Origin of the sequence: Methylotenera sp. (assembly GCF_029946165.1) — a bacterium.
GTDB lineage: Bacteria > Pseudomonadota > Gammaproteobacteria > Burkholderiales > Methylophilaceae > Methylotenera.
Map to the genome: position 1 here is coordinate 73644 of NZ_JAQSDZ010000011.1, position 19016 is coordinate 92659.

19 protein-coding genes are annotated in these 19016 nt (G+C 41.9%); 1 reads left to right on the plus strand and 18 read right to left on the minus strand.

From position 1 onward, the window contains the following. Positions 1-41: 41 nt before the first annotated feature. The 17 genes from PSV17_RS07865 to fmdA all read right to left on the minus strand — a co-directional run bounded on the left by PSV17_RS07865 (position 42) and on the right by fmdA (position 16993). Positions 42-989 carry a response regulator gene (locus PSV17_RS07865; RefSeq protein ID WP_300481304.1) on the minus strand — a complete coding sequence of 316 codons (948 nt, stop codon included), beginning with the start codon at positions 987-989 and terminating at the stop codon, positions 42-44. Continuing rightward, a complete protein-coding gene (locus tag PSV17_RS07870; protein ID WP_300481305.1) occupies positions 982-4428 on the minus strand; it encodes an ATP-binding protein in 3447 nt (1148 codons plus the stop codon). Before PSV17_RS07870 ends, PSV17_RS07865 begins: the two co-directional genes overlap by 8 nt. A 101-nt stretch (positions 4429-4529) precedes the next feature. Beyond that, on the minus strand, positions 4530-5096 hold the full coding sequence (locus PSV17_RS07875) for a HupE/UreJ family protein (RefSeq protein ID WP_300481307.1): 567 nt from the start codon (positions 5094-5096) through the stop codon (positions 4530-4532). A gap of 10 nt (positions 5097-5106) precedes the next feature. Beyond that, positions 5107-5742 (minus strand): urease accessory protein UreG, encoded by a 636-nt coding sequence (ureG, locus tag PSV17_RS07880; protein ID WP_300481309.1) that lies wholly within the window; start codon positions 5740-5742, stop codon positions 5107-5109. After that, positions 5739-6428, minus strand: a complete 690-nt coding sequence (locus PSV17_RS07885) for an urease accessory protein UreF (protein WP_300481312.1) — start codon at positions 6426-6428, stop codon at positions 5739-5741. The genes ureG and PSV17_RS07885 overlap by 4 nt, the downstream gene beginning before the upstream one ends. Continuing rightward, positions 6412-6918: an urease accessory protein UreE gene (gene ureE / locus PSV17_RS07890; RefSeq protein ID WP_300481315.1), complete on the minus strand. Its 507-nt coding sequence runs from the start codon at positions 6916-6918 to the stop codon at positions 6412-6414. The genes PSV17_RS07885 and ureE overlap by 17 nt, the downstream gene beginning before the upstream one ends. A gap of 12 nt (positions 6919-6930) precedes the next feature. After that, positions 6931-8634, minus strand: coding sequence for an urease subunit alpha (ureC, locus tag PSV17_RS07895; protein WP_300481317.1), 1704 nt, complete (start codon positions 8632-8634; stop codon positions 6931-6933). Further along, a complete protein-coding gene (locus tag PSV17_RS07900; RefSeq protein WP_300481318.1) occupies positions 8631-8939 on the minus strand; it encodes an urease subunit beta in 309 nt (102 codons plus the stop codon). Before PSV17_RS07900 ends, ureC begins: the two co-directional genes overlap by 4 nt. Before the next feature lie 137 nt (positions 8940-9076). Beyond that, positions 9077-9379: an urease subunit gamma gene (ureA, locus tag PSV17_RS07905; protein ID WP_013148061.1), complete on the minus strand. Its 303-nt coding sequence runs from the start codon at positions 9377-9379 to the stop codon at positions 9077-9079. A gap of 43 nt (positions 9380-9422) precedes the next feature. After that, a complete protein-coding gene (locus PSV17_RS07910; RefSeq protein ID WP_300481320.1) occupies positions 9423-10313 on the minus strand; it encodes an urease accessory protein UreD in 891 nt (296 codons plus the stop codon). Positions 10314-10350: 37 nt separating this feature from the next. Next, positions 10351-11040, minus strand: coding sequence for an urea ABC transporter ATP-binding subunit UrtE (gene urtE / locus PSV17_RS07915; RefSeq protein ID WP_300481323.1), 690 nt, complete (start codon positions 11038-11040; stop codon positions 10351-10353). Positions 11041-11075: 35 nt separating this feature from the next. Continuing rightward, positions 11076-11819 (minus strand): urea ABC transporter ATP-binding protein UrtD, encoded by a 744-nt coding sequence (gene urtD / locus PSV17_RS07920; protein WP_300481325.1) that lies wholly within the window; start codon positions 11817-11819, stop codon positions 11076-11078. Further along, the gene (urtC, locus tag PSV17_RS07925) at positions 11816-13009 is read right to left on the minus strand and encodes an urea ABC transporter permease subunit UrtC (RefSeq protein WP_300481328.1); all 1194 of its coding nucleotides are present in this window, start codon (positions 13007-13009) and stop codon (positions 11816-11818) included. Before urtC ends, urtD begins: the two co-directional genes overlap by 4 nt. A gap of 47 nt (positions 13010-13056) precedes the next feature. Then, positions 13057-13974 (minus strand): urea ABC transporter permease subunit UrtB, encoded by a 918-nt coding sequence (gene urtB, locus PSV17_RS07930; RefSeq protein ID WP_300481329.1) that lies wholly within the window; start codon positions 13972-13974, stop codon positions 13057-13059. A 99-nt stretch (positions 13975-14073) separates the two neighbouring features. Then, positions 14074-15318: an urea ABC transporter substrate-binding protein gene (gene urtA, locus PSV17_RS07935; RefSeq protein ID WP_300481332.1), complete on the minus strand. Its 1245-nt coding sequence runs from the start codon at positions 15316-15318 to the stop codon at positions 14074-14076. An 85-nt stretch (positions 15319-15403) separates the two neighbouring features. Next, positions 15404-15742, minus strand: coding sequence for a zinc ribbon domain-containing protein (locus PSV17_RS07940; protein WP_300481335.1), 339 nt, complete (start codon positions 15740-15742; stop codon positions 15404-15406). Positions 15743-15769: 27 nt separating this feature from the next. Beyond that, positions 15770-16993: a formamidase gene (fmdA, locus tag PSV17_RS07945; protein WP_300481337.1), complete on the minus strand. Its 1224-nt coding sequence runs from the start codon at positions 16991-16993 to the stop codon at positions 15770-15772. 236 nt (positions 16994-17229) lie between these two features. Between fmdA and PSV17_RS07950 the strand changes: the two genes are divergently transcribed. Further along, positions 17230-17646, plus strand: coding sequence for a surface-adhesin E family protein (locus tag PSV17_RS07950; RefSeq protein WP_300481338.1), 417 nt, complete (start codon positions 17230-17232; stop codon positions 17644-17646). A gap of 103 nt (positions 17647-17749) precedes the next feature. Here the strand turns inward: PSV17_RS07950 and PSV17_RS07955 are convergent, their stop codons facing one another. After that, positions 17750-18895 carry a porin gene (locus PSV17_RS07955; protein ID WP_300481339.1) on the minus strand — a complete coding sequence of 382 codons (1146 nt, stop codon included), beginning with the start codon at positions 18893-18895 and terminating at the stop codon, positions 17750-17752. Between the last annotated feature and the right edge of the window lie 121 nt (positions 18896-19016).

A 19016-nucleotide genomic window follows, 5' to 3' on the forward strand; every position in this document is an offset into this window, starting at 1 on the left:
ATATTGAGTTTATATTTTCAACATTATTAGCTCAATATTGATTACTTTATAGTACGAATCTTACTAGAAGCTAAAGCCGCAGCGGCCGTTCTTGTTTCTACGCCCAATTTAACAAACACATGCTCTAAGTGTTTATTTACGGTGCGGGGACTTGAACCAAGTATGTCACCAATATCGCGACTGGTTTTACCCTTGGTGGCCCAGTACAACACTTCTGATTCGCGTATGGTTAATTTAAATATGGTCATCAATGCTTCTATCTGAGCGGCATCAGACTCTTCCCGGAGTAATATTACCCACTGCTCACTGTCATTAAGTTCTGCGGGAATAAAGTTTAAACGCCCTCTTCCTGAAACAATCATCAAAGTGGATATGTCAGATTGTACTTCGTGAGCAAGTTTAACTTTTTCAATCCAAGATAATACTTGTGGCGGCGTTTTTGATTGAATTTGTGCGTAATGTTCAGGGAAGTAGCGCTGCATCCATTCCCTTGCAAGAGGTGTTTGCCAAACAATTTTTCCATTATGCGGTGTTATGGCAATTGCCGCTTGGCCAAAGGCATCTAAGGCACCACGCGCCTGATGCATTAAGCGCGAAGTTTGCATGTGTGCATCTATTCTCGCCAGCACTTCTATAGCTCGTATGGGCTTAGTAACATAATCGGTTCCACCCGCCTGAAACGCTGCTACCACATGCTCTGACTCAGTCAAACCCGTCATAAAAATAATTGGAATATGACGCGTATTAATATCTGCTTTTAGCTTTCTACATACTTCAAAACCATCCATGCCAGGCATGATGGCATCGAGTAAAATAATCCCAGGCTGCGCTTCTAATGCGGCCACTAAGGCAGCTTCACCATTATTAGCGACTAACACAGTAAAACCTGATTCATCCAATGCGTCATGTAGTACCGCCAAATTATCGGGCACATCATCGACAATCAGGACAATAGAAGCATCCTCTCGGCTTGGTTTTAAATTACTCATCAGTATTAATCTCTTCCACAAACTTCTTCATGGCAGCTAGCTGAAATTGCTGTGCGAACTTTCTCATAGCGATAGCAAATACTTTATATTCAACATCTAAGCTTTCTATTTCATCTATTTTTTTAGAAATACCACGTACATATCCAATTTTCATTAGCGCTAACAACTCATCCAAATAAACTTTGGGTGGCGCAACTAAAATGGGTAAGAGGCTGGACTCTTCGGTTGGCAACGGCAGATTTTCTGACCCGGTAATCCATTCTAGATTAAGCTGTTTACCCAGCCAATCCAGCAATTCAGACAGCTCTACAGGTTTTAATATAAAGTCCGCCGCACCTATGCCTGCTGTATTTTCTAAGCCTTTATCGAAAGCATTTGCCGATACAATACCAATCGGCACATCAGATTGCCGCACCTTACGTATGACATAACTAGCCTCCCAGCCATCCATCATAGGCATCGCAAGATCCATTAAAATTAGATCAGGATTGAATAATGTATGTTGTTCAAGACACTCTAGACCATTGGCGGCTTCAGCCATTTCAAACCCAAGCGGCTGAAGAAGGGTAACTAACATTTCCCTATCAATATATTCATTATCTACCACTAGTATTTTTTTTCTTGCGCCAATATAGCCAATACGCTGGGCAGCTAACACGGCTTCTATTTCTTGAGTTTTATGAATTTGTGGTAAAAATAATTTAATTTTGAATAGGGTTCCCTTCCCTACTACGCTGCTTACACTAATCTCGCCACCCATTAATTGCGTTAACAATTTACTAATGGTGAGGCCTAACCCCGTGCCGCCTATTCTATCGTTAGCTGCTGCGCTTCCTCTTGCAAATGGCTCAAATACCGTATCAATTTCACTGGCTTGTATCCCAGGGCCCGTATCTTCAATCTCAATTTGCACAAGCTCACGTGCATATTGCACCCGAAAAACCACGCCTCCATGCTGGGTAAACTTGACGGCGTTACCCAATATATTAATGAGTATTTGGCTTAAGCGCTTTTGGTCAGCGCGCACCATTTTTGGTAATTCACTCGTCACTTCATAGGCAAAATTAATTCCTTTATTGCGCGCCTGCAACTCAAACATACTCACAATTTGCTTAATAAATTCTGGAAATCTTAACGGTTTGATATCAAAAGTGAGTTTGCCGCCTTCAATACGTGCAATATCGAGTGTGCCCTCAATGAGTGAGAGCAGGTGTTCCCCGCTACGCCGTATTACACGAATCGCTTGTAAACGACTATCTGGAATAGACGTATCGTTATCTAATAATTGTGCATAACCTAAAATGCTATTTAATGGTGTACGCAGTTCGTGACTAATGCCAGTAATATAGCGGCTTTTGGCTTGGTTAGCTTGCTCTGCAATTTTACGTGCAAGCTGGAGCTCTGCATCGGTTTTCTGATGAAGCTCGATTTCACGTTGTAATAAACCTGTCTGACGATTAGATTCCTCTTGCGCTACTCGCCTGCTTTGCCCCGTTAATACCAACCACCAAGCAATAATAGCGCTTGCAAATACAAGTGCAGAAAATATCTTCAGATAGCCAGAACGTAATTGTGGCAATAAGCTGGCGGCGGTTTGCGCCAGCACTTGACTTTCATGGTAGTAAATTAACCATAGTAATGTACCTAAAAAAGTTAAGGTGACACTCATCAGCAGTAAATAGGCACTTAAGCCCGAGTTTAAATACACCCATAAAGTTTTAGGCAATAGCTTTTTTAACGTAGTTTCCCATTGAACGGAAAACTTAGCGTCTGGTTTACAGGCATCGTTACAACGAGCGTCCAAACAACAACACAGCGAACAAATAAAGCCTTGATAAGCTGGGCAATGCGCCATATCTGGCGTTTCGTACTCACGCTCACAAACTGTGCATTTAGCGACTCGAGTTGTTGGACTGAATTTAATTGCCTGGCGGGCAATATAATATTTACCTTTAGTGAGCCAAGCAATAATAGGCGAAGCGATCAATGCAGTAAATAATGCGATAAAAGCCGAAAACGCCTGTGGAACAGCGCCTAAAACGCCAGAAAATGCTGTGATAGAAAGCATAGAAGCCAATAACATGGCACCCACGCCAACGGGGTTGATGTCATATAAATATGCGCGTCTAAACTCAATGCCTTTAGGGCTTAAACCAAGAGGCTTATTGATGACTAAATCGGCCACAACGGCAGCAATCCATGCAATAGCTATATTTGAATATAAAGCCAATACCTGCTCTAAGGCTTTAAATACATCTAGCTCCATTAAAATCATTGCGATGCTGGCATTGAATACCACCCAAACCACGCGTCCAGGGTGGCTATGTGTTAACCGAGCAAAAAAGTTAGACCATGCCAATGAACCTGCATAAGCATTTGTCATATTGATTTTAACTTGCGAGATGACAACAAATAACGCTGTCATGCCCAAGGCTAATTCTTTTGAGCTAAATAAATATTGATAGCCCACTAAATACATTTGCGTGGGGTTGGTCGCCTGCAAAAATGACATATCACTTTGAATCACCAGATACGCCAATAAAACGCCTGCTGACATTTTTATCATGCCTAAAAATACCCAACCAGGGCCTGCAGTTAGTACGCCTAAGTTCCATCGCCAACGATTTTCAGGTGTCTTTTCTGGCATAAAGCGAAGAAAGTCGACTTGTTCACCAATTTGGGGAATTAAGGCCACACCAACCGCAGTTGCAGCACCAAAAAGAAGCAGGTTGAACTCACCCCGCTCGCCAGATGCACCTGCAAACAGCATCATGCGTGAGATTATTTCTGGGTCTTGATGCAAGATAGCAAGAAAAGGCATGCACATGAGGATCAACCAAACAGGTTGTGTATACATCTGAATTCGATTAATTAATGTAACGCCATGAATTACAAAAGGAATGACGATCAGAGCACTTACTAAGTAACCAATGTAAAGAGGTAGGTGAAAATACAGCTCTAACGCATACGCCATAATGGCGGCTTCTAAGGCAAATAAAATAAATGTGAAAGAGGCGTAAATAAAAGATGAAATAGTAGAGCCTATATAGCCAAAGCTTGCGCCACGAGTGAGCAAATCCATGTCTAAGCCATACTTAGCCGCATAAAAGCTAATGGGCAGTGCGGTCAGAAAAATAATAACGCCCACAGCCAAAATTGCCCATAGCGCATTAATTGCCCCGTAATTCACCGCGATTGTGCCACCGATAGCTTCTAAAACTAGGAAAGAGATGGCACTTAAAGCGGTATTTGAAACACGGAAAATTGACCACTTACGAAATGATCTGGGGGTGAAGCGTAGCGCGAAATCCTCAATAGATTCATTCGCCACCCACGTGTTGTAGTCACGGCGTATTTTAATGATACTCTGAGTTGGCTTGGCGTTTTCCAATAGCGCCAATGACAAATGATTAGGGTTCAATTCAACATCCGATTGCATCAATATTTATCAAGTATATTGTTGTAAGCAACAAACGTACCTTGAGCCAATGAAACTTAAGAATTTTAAATTCTATAAATTTATTTCCGATAAATATCCGACTAACTCAATAATAAGTAGCTACCCGCAAGCACCAGTAGCCAAGCAAAAGAGTTGTTAATCCAGCAACCAATTTTAATGCGTTGACTAGCCATCATAAAACCTACGCCATGCAGCATAGTCGTTGCGAAAAGCATCCCTCCAAGGATAGCGAAGTTGGATTGTGACTGAAGTTCTACACCATGCGCCAACCCGTGAAATAAAGCGAATACTGCGGTAAGGCTCAACTGCATAACCTTATTTATAGGTAAACTAATCATCAATAGGACACCCATCGCCATTACGCTGGCAGTAACAGCCATTTCTACACTTGGTAAATTTAAGCCTAAGAAACCTAACGCAGCGCCTATCGTCATGATGACAATAAAAGTTGCAGGTAACTGCCAACGCGCTTTGCCACCTAGCTTAGCGGCCCAAAAGCCAATTGCCAGCATCACCATTAAATGATCCCAACCTGTGAGAGGGTGCATAAAACCTGCATATGCATTACCTAAACCATGCCCAGGATGAGCAATAGCCATACTGGAAAACAGTGAAAATAAAGTTGCTAATGTGATTTGTTTTTTCATATCTTTGCTCCTAAAGCATCAAGCCTTGTTTTTCAATAAATTTAACAATTTCTTCTAAGCCTTGCCCAATTTTTAGGTTTGTAAAAATAAATGGGCGTTCGCCACGCATACGTTTGGCATCTCTATCCATTACTTCCAAGGATGCACCTACCATTGGCGCTAAATCTATTTTATTGATTATAAGTAAGTCAGATTTAGTAATGCCTGGTCCGCCCTTGCGAGGAATCTTTTCACCTGCAGCAACATCAATCACATAGATAGTTAAGTCTGAAAGTTCTGGGCTAAAAGTTGCGGCAAGATTATCGCCACCGCTTTCAATAAAGACAATATCTAAGGCCTCAAAACGGGCGCATAGCTGCGAAACGGCCTCGAGGTTCATCGATGCATCTTCTCTAATTGCCGTATGCGGGCATCCACCAGTTTCCACCCCAATAATACGGTCTGGTGTCAGTGCTTCATTACGTGTTAAAAACTCGGCATCCTCTTTGGTATAAATATCATTGGTCACTACCGCAATGTTATAGACCTCGCGCAAACGCAGACAAAGCGCCAAGGTTAAGGCTGTTTTACCCGAGCCGACCGGCCCGCCGATGCCGACACGTAAGGGTTCTGTTTGAGTATTAGGCTTTAGCTTTGTAGAATTCATGATCTAAATAATCGACTATATTGGGTTTCATGGCGACACCCAGCAACGCTGAGGCCAGGGACAAAATTACTAATGGCAACATTTTCTATACGCATTGCCTGTGCTACACAACTTGGCAAACTTTCACCTATTTCCAATAAGATTTTTTGACCTGCAACTTGACCAAGTGGAACAGCTTTCATAGCTGCGCTGACTTGGTTTTCTACCCAAGACCAAGCATAGGCATGCAACATATCTTGAACAGGAATTTCCCACTCATGGGCGATACCTGCGTAAACCGTAGGAAAAGCAGGCGCTTCAAGCGCATTCATTTTAGCCATAAACTCTGCTGGCAACGTACCAACGTCATTGAGTAAACGTCGGAGTGAATAGCCCATCTGACGGCTTTCTGCTAAAGACTCCGCAGTATCACGCCCTGCTTGAAACTTTACATCCCAATCAATGATCGTGTCCATGTCTCCGACTTGCCAGGCTTGAAACATGCGATAAAGTATCGGCAGCTCGTAACGTCCTTGATAAAGGTCTAGCACGTCAATTATCCAATTTTTAGCGCTCGCTTGATGATGCACATCGCCGCATTCAATAGCCCATTCTAAACCTTGAGAATAACTATATGCACCGACAGGCAACATCGGGCTAGCAAGTTGCAATAATCGACTGAGCGCGATGTTAGATTGCTTGAGCATGCGGCATTAACCTTTTAGATGGCAGTTTATGATAATTGTCGTCATCGCCACCATGTCGATGACCACCGCCATAGGCACCGGCTTCTGGCTCGAAAGGTGCACTTTGGTTAATGGTAGTCATGCCTAGACCAATTAGCATTTCATTTAATACGTGATCTTGCTCTAATCGCAACCAGCCATCGCCGACTTGCAAAGGTACATGACGATTACCTAGGTGATAAGCGGCACACATGAGCGCCTGCGATGTTTTTGCGGTCACGTCAGTGACAGCTTGTGGCGCAGCAATAATCTCAACAATTCGACCATCATCAGCTTCAAGTAGGTCACCACCGCGTAATATTGTGCCACGTTCAAGCATTAAGGCCGCTTCCAGCCCAGATTCCAGAGTCACACGCAGGCGACTTTTTTGCCGTAAATCAAAGGGTAGTACCAATTGGTCACTTACTTTAATTTGAGAAGATGGGTCAAGACGCTTGTTAATATTAATCATATAAGTTCATGCCTAAAACAAGAAGTAACGTTGTGCCATTGGCAATACACTCGCTGGCTCACAGGCTAATAAAATTCCGTCTGCACGCACAATATAAGTTTCAGGGTCTACATCAATTTTAGGCATATATCCGTTATGAATCATGTCTGCTTTTCTGACGATGCGAGTGCCACGAACAGGCACTAGGGTTTTATTTAAATTAAGCGCCGCCACAGCAGGATTATGCAAAGCTGCTTGTGAAACAAACGTGACTGAAGTTTTAAGTCCGCCCCCATAAGCGCCAAACATATGGCGATAATGCACTGGTTGCGGTGTTGGAATAGAGGCGTTTGGGTCGCCCATTGCGGCTGCGGCAATCATGCCGCCTTTTAGAATAGTCGATGGTTTCACGCCAAAGAATGCTGGTCGCCATATCACTAAGTCAGCTAATTTTCCTACCTCAATTGAACCTACTGTATCAGCAATGCCATGTGTTAGCGCAGGGTTAATTGTATATTTGGAAATATACCGTTTCACGCGAAAGTTATCATTGTTAGCAGAATCTTCAGCTAAAGCGCCACGTTGCACTTTCATTTTATGCGCGGTTTGCCATGTGCGGATAATTACTTCACCTACGCGCCCCATCGCTTGCGAGTCAGATGACATCATAGAAAATGCGCCTAAATCATGCAAAATATCTTCTGCGGCAATGGTTTCGCGACGAATGCGGCTTTCAGCAAAAGCAATGTCTTCCGCAATTGCAGGGTCTAGGTGATGGCAAACCATGAGCATATCCAAATGCTCATCGATAGTATTGACGGTAAATGGACGTGTAGGATTTGTCGATGATGGCAATACATTGGCGTAACCTGCCGCTTTAATAATGTCTGGCGCGTGCCCGCCGCCCGCACCTTCGGTATGAAAGGTATGAATAGTACGGTCTTTGAATGCTGCAATCGTTGTTTCTACAAAGCCAGATTCATTCAAAGTGTCAGAGTGAATCGCCACTTGAATGTCCATTTCCTCGGCTACATTCAAACAATTATCAATGGCGGCAGGCGTTGTACCCCAGTCTTCGTGTAGCTTTAATCCAATCGCGCCCGCTTCAACTTGCTCACGCAAAGGCTCAGGTAGACTCACATTACCTTTACCTAGAAAACCTAAGTTCATTGGGAATGCATCAGCCGATTGCAACATACGATGAATATGCCAAGGACCTGGCGTGCAAGTGGTCGCAAATGTGCCCGTGGCTGGCCCAGTGCCGCCGCCTAGCATAGTTGTCACGCCAGACATCAGTGCTTCTTCTATCTGTTGCGGGCAAATAAAATGGATATGCGTATCAACCCCCCCAGCGGTCACTATCATGCCTTCACCTGCAATAATCTCGGTACCTGCACCAATCGCAATGGTTATCGCAGGTTGAATATCAGGGTTGCCTGCTTTACCAATGGCAGAAATACGTCCGTTTTTAATCCCAATATCCGCTTTAACAATTCCCCAGTGGTCAATAATTAGGGTATTCGTAATCACCGTATCAGCGACATCTTTAGCACATAACTGGCCTTGACCCATGCCATCACGAATCACTTTGCCGCCGCCGAATTTAACTTCCTCACCATATAGCGTGTAGTCTTTTTCTACTTCAATCCAAAGCTCGGTATCGGCTAAACGCACTTTGTCGCCAACGGTTGGGCCAAACATCTCTGCGTAGGCTTGCTTGTCTATTTTCACGCTCATTTGAGTGCTCCCATGACCTTGCCCGCAAAGCCATATACTTTCCTATCGCCAGCCAGCGCTACCAACTCTACGGTACGTGTTTGACCGGGCTCAAAACGCACAGCAGTGCCTGATGCAATATTTAACCTAAATCCATAAGCCGCTTGCCTATCAAAACTTAAAGCTTCATTAGTTTCAAAAAAGTGATAATGCGAACCTATTTGTATTGGGCGGTCACCTTTGTTTGATACATCTATAGTCACTGTGGCTCTTCCGACGTTAAGGCTAATATCACCCTTTGCTATTTTCATTTCACCTGGAATCATAACTACCTTTCTGAGCAAAAATGGTCAGCATTAAGCCAGACAAGGCGCGCGTAAAAAAAGTACATCGCGGCGTATAACAAATATGTAAGGAGTGTTTTTTTATAAGCAACGCAGTATGGCAACATGGCGATCATTTTTTATGGAATTGGGTGGTGAACAGTGACAAGCTTTGTCCCATCGGGAAAGGTTGCCTCAATCTGAATATCAGGGATCATTTCTGCAATGCCTTCCATGACATCATCACGCGTCAGCAAAGTTGTACCGTAGCTCATAAGTTCAGCCACTGTTCTACCGTCACGCGCACCTTCCATAATGGCGGCTGAAATAAGCGCGATAGATTCTGGATAATTAAGCTTTAAACCACGCGCCTTGCGACGTTCTGCAAGTAAGCCAGCAGTAAAAATAAGTAGCTTATCTTTCTCTCTAGGGGTTAATTCCATACAGTTAATTCCATTCAAACACTTTCTTTTAAATTTTAACTATTTACGTGTTCCAGATTCTAGGTCTTGTGACTTCTAGCCCTGCATACCAAGGGCGCAAAATTTGCCATAACAACTCAAAATATTGTCGTGCACATTGCGCAGATTGACCAATATATCTTGCAGAAAATATCTCTGGCATCGCAGTCACACCATATTTAGCCTGCATATCCAAGGCTAATTTTGGCTGTATTTCTCTACATGCCGCTAATACTTCATCTGGCACTTTACCAGCAGCAATTACAAAACTTGCTGAGACTGCATTGCCATGTAAACCCACTATCGACTGCATCACTTTATGATCTGGCTCCAAAAATCCCAGCTCATTCCATATCAGCTTATTATTTCGCCGAATACTCAAACCTTGATGCAAGCTACCTGTTTGCCAAAGCTCTTTTTGCGCTTGGCGACCAAAACAAAGCACTTCCCATCCCGCATATTTGGCCTCTGCTTCCAAATTTACTTCTGAGCTAAACTTAACTTGGGCACCATCAAACAAAATATTTTCTTGTGGCAACCACTCAAAACAAGTATTTTTCCCCAAATTAAATTTCAAGTACTGGCAGGCTTGCTGACCATTAGCTTTATACCATTTACCTGCACCTGGCGTAGTGAGCAAGGCATATGCGTTCTGATTAAGACTCACATTAAGTGTGAGTGAATCTCCACCCGCTACGCCACCAGGTGGATGCACCACAACCCCATGACAAACCGCATCACCTTCTGGGTGAAGTGATTTCTGCAACACCAAAGGACCTATATGCACATTTTTCGCTAAATAACTCCGCTGAAGTCGTTTTGAAAAATTCAAATTTAAGCATGCTTCCCAGCGCTTAAGTGCAGGTGTGTCCTGAGCTACAGGGCTGTTGCTTGGTCGTGTGCTTGAATCATCCATCACTCCATGATTCCATAAATCTTTTGCATACTAAATTTCAAACTGATAAATAACCTTTAATTTTCGCAGCGTCTACATTTTCTCGTGTATCTTCATGAATGAACTTGCCTTTATCAATGACAATAATCCGATCTGCAATTTCCATGGTAAAACTCAACACTTGCTCTGAAACAATAATGGTAATTTCTCGCATTTTGCGAATCTCATTTAATACTTTAGCAATATCTTTGATGATAGATGGCTGAATACCTTCTGTTGGTTCATCTAGTAACAAGACCTTAGGGTTAGTCACTAACGCACGAGCAATGGCGAGTTGCTGCTGTTGACCGCCAGATAAGTTACCACCCTTGCGTTTACGCATGTCGTACAACACAGGAAAAAGTGCATAAATATCTTCTGGGATTTCACGTGTTTTAGATTTTTCCAAGCCTGTTTCTATGTTTTCCTGTACGGTCATATTTGGAAAAATCATACGACCTTGCGGCACATAGGCTAAACCTTTTGCTACACGTTGATAGCTATCATCACCTTCTAAACTAACGCCATCAACAACGGCTTTTGTCGTTTTGCTGGGCAAAATACCCATGAGTGATTTAAATAGCGTGGTTTTACCCATGCCGTTACGACCCATGATTGCAAGCGTCTCATTTTTATTAGCTGTAAAGTTAAGCCCTTGTATCACTTGGCTTTGACCATAACTTACTTGCAGATTTTCAATTTCAAACATATCAAGTCTCCTAATGGGCGGGTTATTGGTTGAACTTAATGTCCAAGATAAACCTCAATTACTTTTTCATCTTCTTGCACTTGGTCCATAGGCCCTTCAGCTAAGATTTTTCCTTGGTGCAATACGGTAACTTTGTGAGCAATTTTCTTTACAAATTCCATATCATGCTCAATCACCAGTACTGAACGATTATTACTTATTTTGTTGAGCAACTCAGCTGTTTGATCGCGCTCTTTTGCACTCATCCCAGCCACAGGCTCATCAAGCATTAATAGCTGAGGGTCTTGCATCAGTAGCATACCAATCTCTAACCATTGCTTTTGACCATGGCTCAATAAGGCAGCTTCCATGTCTAAGAAATTAGTTAACATGATTTCTTCGGCGATTTTTAACACTTGCTCTTTCACTTCTGCCGTACGCTTAAAGAATAAGCTCCCCCAAACACTGCGACCTTTAGGGTAAGAGACTTCTAAATTTTGATACACCGAAAGGTTTTCATAAATTGACGGTGTTTGAAATTTACGCCCCACGCCTTCGCGCACAATTTCATGTTCTGAAAGTTTAGTGAGTTCATGGTTCATAAACTTAATCGAGCCGTTTGTCGATTTAGTTTTGCCACAGATTAAATCTAATACGGTGGTTTTGCCTGCGCCATTTGGGCCAATGACAACCCTCAACTCATTTTTATCGATATACATTGTCAGGTTATCTACGGCCTTAAATCCATCAAACGAAACCGTTAAATCTTCAATGGCTAGCACAAAGTCTGTATTACTCATGCTTTCGCTCCTTCAATGTTAGTCACACCAATATCATTTGCCATTTTTTTATCAGCGTCTTTCTTAGTAATATCACTTGGCATTTCAGCTACTATCACACTAGACTTTTTTTTAAAGAAGTTAAGTTTATGGCTGTATTTAGCCCAAATGCCAGCTAGTCCGTCAGGAAAGAACATCACAACAGCAATAAACAACCCACCCATAATGAAAAGCCAGAGCTCTGGGTAACTTTCTGAAAAAAATGTTTTACCGAAATTAACAAATAGGGTACCGTACACCGCACCAATTAAGGAAGCGCGACCACCCACTGCACAGAAAATGACCATTTCAATGGATGGCACAATACCTACAAAAGATGGCGACATGAAACCAACTTGTAGTGTAAACATGGCACCACCAACTGCTGAAATCATGGCTGCTAGACAGAAAATGAAAATCTTGAAATTTGATACGTCATAGCCAGAAAAACGCACGCGTTCTTCTTTATCACGCATCGCTAGTAACAACATACCGAACTTACTATTCAACACATATTTAGAAAGTAAGATTGCACCAAACAATAGAAAGCCATTGAGATAGTACAAAATGTATTTCGCGCTGTCGTTACGTGTATCCCATCCCCACACTGTTTTAAGGTCGGTAATTCCGTTAACACCACCTGTAAAACCTTGTTGACCCACAATCAAAATACTTAATATCAGTGCAATGGCTTGCGTGATAATTGCGAAGTAAACACCGCCTACACGACGTTTAAACATGGCAAAGCCAATTAAGTAAGCAAATAAAGCGGGGATTGTTAATATGATTAATATTGTTAAAGGCAAACTCTTGAACGGCTCCCAGAACCAAGGTAATGAGGTGATTTGGTTCCAGTCCATAAAGTCTGGAATGCCAGGCGTGGTTTGTATTTTGGTGGTTATAGGATCTGAGGCTTCAAGCTTCATAAACATTGCCATGCCATAACCGCCTAAACCAAAGAATATACCCTGCCCTAAGCTTAAAATACCGCCATTACCCCATAACAATACCAAGCTCACGGCTACAAATGCGTAAGTGAGGTATTTTCCAACCAAATTTAATCTAAAAATATCAACACCTAGCGGCAACACTACAAAGATAATCGCGGCAAGTACAGCTAAGCCAACCAACCCCTCTTTGCCACCAACCAATTTACTTAAGGATGTGTTCATGCGTATTCTCCTGTCTGTTTACTTAAACTATCTATATGCCAAATCATTTACTTACGAAGTTTTGAAGCAAACAAGCCTTCTGGTTTCATCATTAAGATGCCAACAATGACCAACAACGTAGAGACCTTACCCATAGAGCTAGTCATAAAGAACTGCAAGATAGATTGAGCTTGTGCGATACCAAAAGCCGAGGCAATCGTACCCATCAAACTAGCAGCACCACCAAACACCACCACCATAAAGCTATCTACAATATAAAGCGTACCTGTGGTTGGCCCAGTAGAGGCAATCGTGGTAAATGCAGCTCCTGCAATCCCAGCAATTCCACAACCTAAGGCAAACGTTACACGGTCCACTTTTTGCGTATTGATACCAACAGCGCCAGCCATCACACGATTTTGTACCGTTGCGCGTACTCTTAAGCCCCAGCGTGAGCGGTACATAAACATGTAAACACCAGCAGTCACTAACAAGGCAAGTATCATCACAAATACACCGTTAATCGGTATGTCGATATCGGGTGTTGGTTTGAATGAACCCAACATCCATTCAGGTAATTCAGCACTAACTTCTTTTGCGCCAAAAGTCGAACGAAATGATTGCTGCATCACTAAACTCAACCCCCATGTCGCTAATAGCGTGTCTAAGGGGCGTTTATAGAGATGCCGAATCATAATAAATTCAATAAAATATCCCAACGCGAACGCTAGAATAAAGGCCAAAATAATGGCAAAAACAAAGTAATAATTAACAAAACCATAAGTCGTTGCAACTTTAGAAAGCATCACTGTGGTGTAAGCACCGATGGTCATAAACTCACCGTGCGCCATATTGATTACGCCCATTTGCCCAAAAATAATGGCTAGGCCAAGTGCCATTAGCAACAATACGGTAAACATACTCAGGCCTGAAAAGCCTTGCATTACCATGATATTGCCTATATCTGCCATCGAATATCCAAACATACGGCCTCCTACATAATCGCTACTAAAAATAAAAACTTATTTATGCTTAGATTGCAGCAACTTATTGCTAAGTTGCTGCATCTTCAAACTAAGCTAATACTATTGATAACCTTTTGGGAATGGATCTGGTTTGATGTAGCCAGAGGTGTATACCACTTTTGCTTGACCATCTTTGCCCCATTGACCAATACGTAACTTGGTTGTTAAGTGATGGTTTTTCTCAACAGTCACAGAACCTTCTGGTGCGTCTTTGAACACATAACCTGGTAATGCTGCTTGTACTTTATCTACATCAAAGCTACCAGCACGTTCAACTGCTGCTTTATATAACCATGGGCCTAAATACGCGGCTTGTGTTACATCGCCAATCACGGATTTTTCGCCGTATTTTGCTTTGAATGCAGTTACAAATTTCTTGTTTTCTGGATTATCCTGAGATTGAAAGTACTTCATGGCTGAGTAGAAACCAGCTAAGTTTTCACCACCAATACCTAATACCTCGTCCTCTGTGACAGAAATCGTTAACATTGTTTGTTTCGTTGAATTTAAGCCTGCTGCATTCAACTGTTTAAACCATGCAACGTTACTACCACCCACCACAGCCGCGTAAATGACGTCTGGTTTTTTAAGTTTGATTTTGTTAATCACAGAACCAAATTGTGTATCCCCCAAAGCAATGTACTCTTCACCAACTACTGAGCCATGCAAATGCTGCTCAATATGTTTACGTGCGATTTTCATTGAAGTACGTGGCCAAATATAGTCAGAACCAATGAGGTAGAAAGTTTTAGCTTTTTTCTCTTTAGCAATCCAGTCCAAACCAGCTAGAATTTGCTGTGTTGCTTCTTGGCCTGTGTAGAACACGTTTTTAGATTGCTCTAAACCTTCATAGAACGTTGGGTAAAAAAGCAAACCATTTTCTTTTTCAAATACTGGAAGTGCCGCTTTACGTGATGCTGATGTCCAGCAACCCATCACCGCTGCCACTTTATCTGAGGCAAGTAATTTTTTTGCTTTTTCAGCAAAAGTTGGCCAGTCTGACGCGCCATCTTCTTGAATCACTTCAATCTTACGACCCAAAATACCACCCATGGCGTTAATTTGCTCAATCGCTAATTTCTCAGCCTGAATAGAGCCAGTTTCACTGATTGCCATCGTGCCTGTAGCTGAATGTAAGATACCAACTTTAACAGTTGTGTCTGTTACAGCTAGACCTGTAGTCATTACCTTAGCTGTTGAGGTGTCAGCAGCAAAAGCAGTATTAGTTAAAATACCGGCCGAAAGAAGTGCAGCAGCTAAAGCGCCACCAACTCTCATAAAGTTACGCCTATTTAAATTACTCATCACTCTGTCTCCTAAATTTAAAAAATAAAAAAACCACAACTAAACTCATTTACTTCTTCTAACATTTACATCATTTTTTAGTGCTTTAATGCGATAACATCCAAGGTCTTGCTGTCTTTTTGGTTTGCATTTGCAACGCCGCTTTGCCTGTTTCTGGGTTTACCTTTGTGCTTGTTTTGCACGTGTGTGAACCAGCACAGCCACAGCTTGAACGTTTTGCTACTTTCGGATCATGCGCAGATTTTTCATTCCGTTCATGTGCTACACGCTGCGTTCTATCCATGACGGATAAGCGAGGTGCTGAAAGAATGCGCGGACTTTCGCAACCGCATTCATCACATAACGCAGGCTCACTAGATTCGCTCATTTTTCTAAGTGCAGTAAAAACGCCGCAGGTATCACATTCATATTCATAAACTGGCATGCAAATACTCCTTATTCGGTCTTTGGCTTAGCTGGTTTTAGCAGTATCAATGCCTTGTTTCACCATCACTTTTGGCCCATCCGCATTTGGCTTCATATCGAAATCAAAAATCTCAGTTGGTAACCATAAAGTAGCGCAGGCATTAGGAATATCTACAATGCCGCTGATATGACCTTCGATAGGTGCTGTGCCTAAAATAGAGAGCGCTTGCGCACCGGTGTAACCAAATTTCTTCATATACTCAATGGCATTCAAACAAGCTTGGCGATAAGCTTCATTCACATCTAAGTAGAGCTGCTTGCCTTGCTCATTGACCGAAATACCTTCAAAAATGATGTAGTCTTTATAAGTTGGCGTGAGCACACTTGGTTCAAAAATAGGGTTTTTAATGCCGTATTTCTTCACGCCGTCTTTGATTAAGCTGACTTTGATGTCTAAATAACCAGCCATTTCAATAGCACCACAGAAAGTGATTTCGCCATCGCCTTGTGAGAAGTGAAGGTCACCCATAGAGAGACCGCCATCTTTCACATACACAGGGAAATAAACCTTTGAACCTTTGGTTAGATTTTTAATATCGCAGTTGCCACCATGTTCACGTGGCGGCACTGTACGTGCGCCTTCCATAGAAGCTTTTTTCGCAGCCTCACCAGTTAATTTACCCATGACTGCAGAAGATGGGTTAGGTGGCAATGCCAGCGCAGGAACACGGTCAGGTTCTGTAGCAATCAAATCACCTTCACGTTGATTCCATTTCTCCAATAACTCTTTTGAAGGTAAGCAGCCGATTAAACCTGGGTGCATAATGCCGGCGAATCTAACGTTTGGCACGTGGCGTGATGTGGTATAAATGCCATGAAAATCCCAAATAGATTTACGTGCTTCAGGATATTGATCAACTAAAAATCCGCCGCCATTTTCCTTAGCGAAAATGCCGTTGAAACCCCACTGACTATCTTCAAAAGTGCCTACATCTAAAATTTCAACCACCATTAAATCGCCAGGTTCAGCACCTTCTACGCCAATTGGGCCACTTAAGTAATGTACTTGTGTTAAATCTACATCGCGTACGTCATTGGCGCTGTCATTGTTGCCAATTTGGCCGCCTGTCCAGTCCATGCACTCAACACGAAACTCATCGCCAGGTTTAACCATGGCAATCATAGGTAAATCAGGATGCCAACGATTATGAATTTGGCCTTCCTGCTCCCAAGGTTTTTTGTCTAAATCTAATTTAACTAACGTTTTCATTGGCATCCTCCAGCTTATATTTCAGATAAACTCACAAGTAAAAATCAACAAAATATGCATGTTTGCATGCATCAATCAATACCAACTTGCAGAGATATAGCGTTTTGCAATGGTGTTAGATTAAGGGCTTGGATGATGGAATGAAATACGTCAAATTGCGTAGGTGATAAACACTTTTAAAAGAGATTTTTGTGCTAATTTAATACCAATACTTTAGTGCGGAATGATTCAACTCTATGATTAAAAAACAACTTCTAATGGGTGCTGTTTTACTCACAATATCCATCAATGTAATGGCAGTGGAATGGGATTCCATTATTAAGAAAGCCGATTATGAAATTTTTGTCGACATTGATTCTTACAATGTTGCAAATGGCTTTCCCTATTTTTTAACTAAAACTATATTTAAGAAAAGTCAGTCATTGACTAACAAGAAAAAATTAATGACTTATCAATATGTAGTAAAAAATACGCAGTTCAATTGCAATCAACCTCTGTATAAAGTCACGTCATTGGATTTTTATAGCACGACAAATAAATTATTGATGTCGGAAAAATTAATGAATGATTTCACAGCTTTAAAATCAGGCACAGATGAATACTCAATCGCCCAACTTGCTTGCCAAGTTCATAAAATGTTAGGTGGTAAATAAATCGAATTTTTTAAGATTCATTAACATTAACTTGACAAAAAAAGGCGCAGCAACATTTAAATGTTACTGCGCCAAAGTGTTATCTTAGGAGATAAATACTGGTTTAGAACTGGAATTGCATTGAAACATTAATGGCATTGTTACTGTCTGAGCCAGACACTTTAGTATCTGAATAAGCCGCTGTCAGTAACGCATTGTAAGGAGCAATCACGTAGTTAGTACCAATTTCCCATTTTTTGGTTGTATCAGCAGTTGTTGCATCAGACTCAAACTTTTGATAGCGTGCAAATGGCATAAACTTGCCCCAACCGACAGCTTGGTTAAATAAATAAGCCGCACCTGCTGAATATGCTTTACCTTGCTCGCTTAAAAAGACATCATCGGTATCATAATCATAGTAAGCAGCCTCTGCGGAAACCGTACCTAGCCCAACGTCTTTTTTCTCCATTAAGAAATCTACGCTGTATGAGCTGTAGTCACCTGCTTTAGTTAAGCTAATAGCACCATCAGACTTTTGTCTGCCCGCAATACCAATAGCTAAAATATCTGCTGCTCCAAAGTAATTGCCCGTACCATAGTAGCCTGGCTCTGCGTCCCAAAAGTCAACTTGAAGTCTGCCTGCGTACATTAATTTATCATCTGCATTCGTGGCTTTTGCAGCAGTGCTAGATTGTGATTGTGCATTTACACCACTAAATCTGAAAATGTTTTGGCCTTCAAATGCACCAAATGAATAACCAATTTTGTTATCCATTGCGCTACCAACAATTGCTACACCTTCATCGCGACCAATAATACCGCCATTCCAGCCGTAACGTGATGCGATATTAGACCAATACCCACCACCCATTGAGTAGTATGGGCCAGCCATGTTTGCGCGATCACTTGGAGATAAGAATCTACCTGCCCAAATAGCGATTTCTGGTGTCATTTGCAATTGCACGTTAGCATCAATAATTTCCCAGCTTTCGCCATTACTTTTTTCTGTATTCAACATACCCTTGATGTATTTATTAAATGAACCTGATAGATACAGCCGCGCACTTTCCAAAGCAAAGTCGTTTGATCTACTTCCATCAGCAGCAGCATCTTCAACTGAGCTATAACCCCCACGCATGCCAAAACCAACACTCACTGACTTATCATCTCCAAATGAAATTGTTCCGCCTGCCTGTGCACTCATTGCCGGTAACAACAGCATAGAACTTACAGCAGTTGCTAATAGGCTTTTCTTAAGTTTAAATGTCATTACAACTCTCCATTAATAAAAATATTGTCAGTCATACAAAAAAATCATTTGTTTTTATTTGTAGTTTTGGTGGAATAATTCAACATCACCTTTAAAAACATGTTGCTAGATTAACGAGACT

Bases quoted from the DNA above. Each gene is read 5' to 3' on its own strand.
- PSV17_RS07865 (WP_300481304.1), bottom strand. From the start codon at position 989: ATGAGTAATTTAAAACCAAGCCGAGAGGATGCTTCTATTGTCCTGATT.
- PSV17_RS07870 (WP_300481305.1), bottom strand. From the start codon at position 4,428: ATGCAATCGGATGTTGAATTGAACCCTAATCATTTGTCATTGGCGCTA.
- PSV17_RS07875 (WP_300481307.1), bottom strand. From the start codon at position 5,096: ATGAAAAAACAAATCACATTAGCAACTTTATTTTCACTGTTTTCCAGT.
- ureG (WP_300481309.1), bottom strand. From the start codon at position 5,742: ATGAATTCTACAAAGCTAAAGCCTAATACTCAAACAGAACCCTTACGT.
- PSV17_RS07885 (WP_300481312.1), bottom strand. From the start codon at position 6,428: ATGCTCAAGCAATCTAACATCGCGCTCAGTCGATTATTGCAACTTGCT.
- ureE (WP_300481315.1), bottom strand. From the start codon at position 6,918: ATGATTAATATTAACAAGCGTCTTGACCCATCTTCTCAAATTAAAGTA.
- ureC (WP_300481317.1), bottom strand. From the start codon at position 8,634: ATGAGCGTGAAAATAGACAAGCAAGCCTACGCAGAGATGTTTGGCCCA.
- PSV17_RS07900 (WP_300481318.1), bottom strand. From the start codon at position 8,939: ATGATTCCAGGTGAAATGAAAATAGCAAAGGGTGATATTAGCCTTAAC.
- ureA (WP_013148061.1), bottom strand. From the start codon at position 9,379: ATGGAATTAACCCCTAGAGAGAAAGATAAGCTACTTATTTTTACTGCT.
- PSV17_RS07910 (WP_300481320.1), bottom strand. From the start codon at position 10,313: ATGGATGATTCAAGCACACGACCAAGCAACAGCCCTGTAGCTCAGGAC.
- urtE (WP_300481323.1), bottom strand. From the start codon at position 11,040: ATGTTTGAAATTGAAAATCTGCAAGTAAGTTATGGTCAAAGCCAAGTG.
- urtD (WP_300481325.1), bottom strand. From the start codon at position 11,819: ATGAGTAATACAGACTTTGTGCTAGCCATTGAAGATTTAACGGTTTCG.
- urtC (WP_300481328.1), bottom strand. From the start codon at position 13,009: ATGAACACATCCTTAAGTAAATTGGTTGGTGGCAAAGAGGGGTTGGTT.
- urtB (WP_300481329.1), bottom strand. From the start codon at position 13,974: ATGTTTGGATATTCGATGGCAGATATAGGCAATATCATGGTAATGCAA.
- urtA (WP_300481332.1), bottom strand. From the start codon at position 15,318: ATGAGTAATTTAAATAGGCGTAACTTTATGAGAGTTGGTGGCGCTTTA.
- PSV17_RS07940 (WP_300481335.1), bottom strand. From the start codon at position 15,742: ATGCCAGTTTATGAATATGAATGTGATACCTGCGGCGTTTTTACTGCA.
- fmdA (WP_300481337.1), bottom strand. From the start codon at position 16,993: ATGAAAACGTTAGTTAAATTAGATTTAGACAAAAAACCTTGGGAGCAG.
- PSV17_RS07950 (WP_300481338.1), top strand. From the start codon at position 17,230: ATGATTAAAAAACAACTTCTAATGGGTGCTGTTTTACTCACAATATCC.
- PSV17_RS07955 (WP_300481339.1), bottom strand. From the start codon at position 18,895: ATGACATTTAAACTTAAGAAAAGCCTATTAGCAACTGCTGTAAGTTCT.